Annotated in this window: 4 protein-coding genes; 2 read left to right on the top strand and 2 right to left on the bottom strand. The window is 62.3% G+C overall.

Annotation, left to right across the window (positions count from 1 at the left end):
- Window positions 1-264: 264 nt before the first annotated feature.
- Both EN991_RS27515 and EN991_RS27510 read left to right on the top strand, forming a co-directional pair.
- A complete protein-coding gene (locus EN991_RS27515; protein WP_024501297.1) occupies window positions 265-1,275 on the top strand; it encodes a fatty acid desaturase in 1,011 nt (336 codons plus the stop codon).
- Between the two features lie 91 nt (window positions 1,276-1,366).
- Window positions 1,367-2,194 (top strand): PhnD/SsuA/transferrin family substrate-binding protein, encoded by an 828-nt coding sequence (locus EN991_RS27510; RefSeq protein ID WP_127369929.1) that lies wholly within the window; start codon window positions 1,367-1,369, stop codon window positions 2,192-2,194.
- Here the strand turns inward: EN991_RS27510 and EN991_RS27505 are convergent.
- Together EN991_RS27505 and EN991_RS27500 are read right to left on the bottom strand one after the other, a co-directional pair.
- Complete coding sequence (locus EN991_RS27505; protein WP_127369928.1) at window positions 2,159-3,514, bottom strand: Xaa-Pro peptidase family protein; 1,356 nt, start codon at window positions 3,512-3,514, stop codon at window positions 2,159-2,161. The two genes, EN991_RS27510 and EN991_RS27505, sit on opposite strands and share 36 nt — an antisense overlap.
- Before the next feature lie 9 nt (window positions 3,515-3,523).
- Window positions 3,524-3,708 (bottom strand): glycine cleavage T C-terminal barrel domain-containing protein (locus EN991_RS27500; protein WP_164769403.1); only part of this gene is annotated, 185 nt, incomplete at its 5' end.

The following is a 3,708-nucleotide window of genomic DNA, read 5'->3' as shown; positions in this document are numbered from 1 at the left end:
CGCGGAAGATCGTCGACAGGTCGCGCTTGTCCATGTCCGTGCTCCACCTGGATTGAGGAAAAATTTGCGCCGGAACCGCTCCGAGGGTGGCGTTAGGCGTAAATGAATCCCTAAGTCTGTTTACAATGTATAACATGTGCGGTCAAAAATGCGCAATCGCAACAGTTCGTGCACTTTGTCTCGTTGAGTGGAATCATTTCTCCTGACACAATGCTGTCAGGAATCAATTGGGATTCCGGCGACTGAGGGGCAGTGGTCGATAGCATGACGAGCAAGAGCATCAGGCGACACAGCGTACGGGCCATTGAGTGGCCAACCGTGGTACTCGCCTTCTTCTGCTACGCGACATGGCTCGCCACCGGTTTCCTGCTCTGGCCTTCCTATCCCGTCCTGGCGCTCGCCGTCCTCGCCTTCACCGCCGCATTGCAGTCGTCGATCATGCACGAAGTGCTGCACGGGCATCCGACGCGCAACGCGCGGGTCAACGAAGCCTTCGTGTTTCTGCCGATCGGTCTGGTCTGGCCGTTCCGCCGCTTCAAGACCATTCATCTGCGTCACCACGCCGACGAGCGGCTGACCGACCCGCTCGATGACCCGGAAAGCTATTATCAGGCGCTCTGGCAGCATGACGAGCTGCCGCCGACGATGAAATTCCTGCTCAAGATCAACAACACCATGGCAGGCCGCTTCGTGCTCGGCCCGTGGCTGTCCTGCGTCGGCTTCTTCATCGACGATGCCAAGCAGGTGATCGCCGGCGACAAGCCGATCCGCAAGGCCTGGCTGCTGCATGCGATCGGCCTGGCCGTCGTGCTGCCGATCGTTCAGTTCGGCTTCGGCATCCCGCTGTGGCTTTACATTCTGGTGCCGGTCTGGCTCGGCCAGTCGCTGATCTCGATCCGTACGTTCGCCGAGCATCAATGGTCGGAACATCCGGAAGGCCGTACGGTGATCGTCGAGCGCTCGCCGCTGTCGTTCCTGTTCCTCAACAACAATCTGCATTTCGTCCATCACAAGACCCCGACCGTGGCCTGGTACAAGCTGCCCAAGCTGTTTCGCGACCGCCGTGAGGAATGGCTGCGGATGAACAATGGCTATGCCTATCCGAATTATTTCGCGCTGGTCAAAGCCTATGCGTTCAAGGCGAAAGAGCCGATCGTGCACCCGGTGCTGCGGCGTGCGCCTGAGCCGGGCAGGGCCTTCAAGCCGCGCATCAGGGCGCGCAGCATCAGCGGGCTCGGCAGTGCGCCGGTTCCCGCCGAGCCGCCCAAGGAATAATTCCGGCCTACCCGGAATCCGTGTCGGCCAATTCTGATTGGACGCCGCGTTTTCGCGATCCTTTTTCCAGACATGATGATTTGATATCGGCATGAGTGAATTGGTTGCGGCGTTGCCGATGTATGATTGGCCCGAAATGCGCGATGAGGTCGACGCGCAATGGGTGCTGCTGCGCGATGCGTTTCGGCAAAAGGGGATCGACGCGCCGGGAGCCATCGTGCGGCGCAATGGCGACCTGCCGCCGGTGCCGGGCGGAATTCGCGATGCTGCCGGTGCATTGATCGCACCCGATCCCGCGACATTGCCACCGGATGAACTCGATTTCCATAGATTGTGGCTGCATCCTTTGCTGCTGTTCGCGCAGACCTGCTGGGGGCCGATGGAACTTGGCCTGTCCAGGCATGTGCAGGTGGTCGGCCAGCCGAGCTATGACGCCTATGAAGGCGGGCAGGGCGAGCTCTATTCGAGCGCTCTGGTGATGCGGATAGGCGAGGGACCGGAAGTTCGATCGCCTACGGATGGCAGCGCTCTCATCCCGCTCGATCTGATCCGCGGCAAGCGCTTCACCTTCAACAGCCTCGATTCCATGTCGGGCATCATTGCGCTGACGCGCGACCTGCAAGCGGCCGGCGAAGGCTTGGACATCTTTTCGTCGCGTAGCGAGAGCGGCGGTCACCGCGCTTCAATCGTCGCCATTGCCGAGGGCAGGGCCGATGTTGCAGCGATCGACTGCGAAAGCTGGGCGCTGGCGCAGCGCTTCGAGCCAGCAGCGCGGAAAGTCGCGATCGTCGGCTGGACCGGACGGCGCAAAGGCCTGCCGTTCATCACGGCGAGGGCAACACCGGAAAAGACAGTCAGGGCAATGCGAGAAGCGCTTGCCGGACTATCCGAGCAGCCTCGTATCCAGCGGGTAGGTTGAGAGCTGTTCGTTGCCGGTCTCGGTGATCAGGATCTGCTCTTCGAGCTTGACGCCTTCGCGCCCGCCAAGCCGGCCGATATAGCTTTCCACGCACAGCACCATGCCAGGTTCCAGCACGCCGTCCGGCGTGTCCGATGTCCAGTCGCTGGCATGCGGCAAGGTCGGGTATTCATCGGCCAGACCGACGCCGTGATAGAGCACGCCGTAGCGCGTCGGGAAGCAGTCACCCGGCGGCACCGCCGAGGCTTCGACGAGGGCGCGAAACGAGATGCCTGGCTGCATCAGAGCCATGTTGTGTTCGATCTGGTCGGCGGCGATGCGGAACAGGGCGCGCTGTTCATTCGACGGGTTTGCATCGCCGCACAGCCAGGTGCGCGACAGGTCGGCGCAGAAGCCGTAGGGGCCGATCAGGTCGGTGTCGAAGGCGACGAGATCGCCAGCCTCGATCTTTCGCGAAGAGCATTCCTGGAACCACGGATTGGTGCGCGGGCCTGACGTCAGCAGTCGCGTCTCGATCCACTCGCCGCCGCGCGCGATGTTGCCACGATGCAATTCCGCCCATAGCTCGTTCTCGGAAATGCCCGGCTTCAGCGCCTGTTCCATCTCGCCCATCGCCGCTTCGCAAGCGACAATCGCCCGGCGCATGGCGAGGATTTCGTCCGGCGATTTGATCAGCCGCGCGTTCTCCATCACTGCTTCGCCATTGCCGATGGAAATGCCGAGGCGAGCCAGCTCCTCGACGCCTTCGGGATTGATGTGGTCGACAGCGATGCGGCTGTTGCCGCTACCATGTTCCCTGACCAAATCGGCTATTCCGGCGGCCCAACGGCGGACCTTTTGCTCGGTCAGCTCACCGCCATAGAGATACATCCACGACACCGCCGGCCGCACCTCGTTGACGACGCCGGAATGGTCGGACAGGTGCTCGCAGGAAAAATAATCGAACAGCACCACCGGGCCTTCAGTGGCGATAAAGCAATGCCGCGTCGGATTGTGCGCCACCCAAAGCTGCATGTTGGTGCTGTCGGTGGCGTAGCGGATGTTGACGGGGTCGTAGAGCAGGGCGCCGGCATAGCCGCGCCGCTTCAACTCGGCGCGGATACGCTCCAGCCGGTATTTTCGCATCGCCGCCAGGTCGGGCGCGGCAATGCCTGCCGCCGCCCACTCAGCCTCGGCCCGCGGGCCATAGCCCAGCACATGCTGATTGAGCGAACCCGCCTTCTGACGGGAGGCGTCGCGCAAAGCTTCGATCGAGCCCGGCTCGAACGGCATGATCTTGCGGTGGCGGCCAAAGCTGCCCTTCGGCCCCGCGCTGTCCATCGTCGAACCTCAGGTCCGCATCTTCTCGCCGCTCGGATCGAAGGGCGCTTCGACATTGATGCGGGCCGGGCGCCGGTGACCGAGGATCTCGATCTCGAACAGCCCGGCACTTTCGTCCTCGGCAAGCGCTGCGGGGATATAACCCTGCGCCATCGACTTCTGCACATAATGCGCATAGCCGCCCGATGTGACCC

It is taken from the genome of Mesorhizobium sp. M7A.F.Ca.US.005.03.2.1 (genome assembly GCF_003997795.1).
Lineage (GTDB): Bacteria > Pseudomonadota > Alphaproteobacteria > Rhizobiales > Rhizobiaceae > Mesorhizobium > Mesorhizobium ciceri.
Note: the sequence above shows the minus strand (reverse complement) of the source record. Positions and strands in the feature narration are given on the sequence as shown.

Excerpts from the sequence above, each read along its gene's own strand:
- EN991_RS27515 (WP_024501297.1), top strand. The coding sequence starts at position 265 with ATGACGAGCAAGAGCATCAGGCGACACAGCGTACGGGCCATTGAGTGG.
- EN991_RS27510 (WP_127369929.1), top strand. The coding sequence starts at position 1,367 with ATGAGTGAATTGGTTGCGGCGTTGCCGATGTATGATTGGCCCGAAATG.
- EN991_RS27505 (WP_127369928.1), bottom strand. The coding sequence starts at position 3,514 with ATGGACAGCGCGGGGCCGAAGGGCAGCTTTGGCCGCCACCGCAAGATC.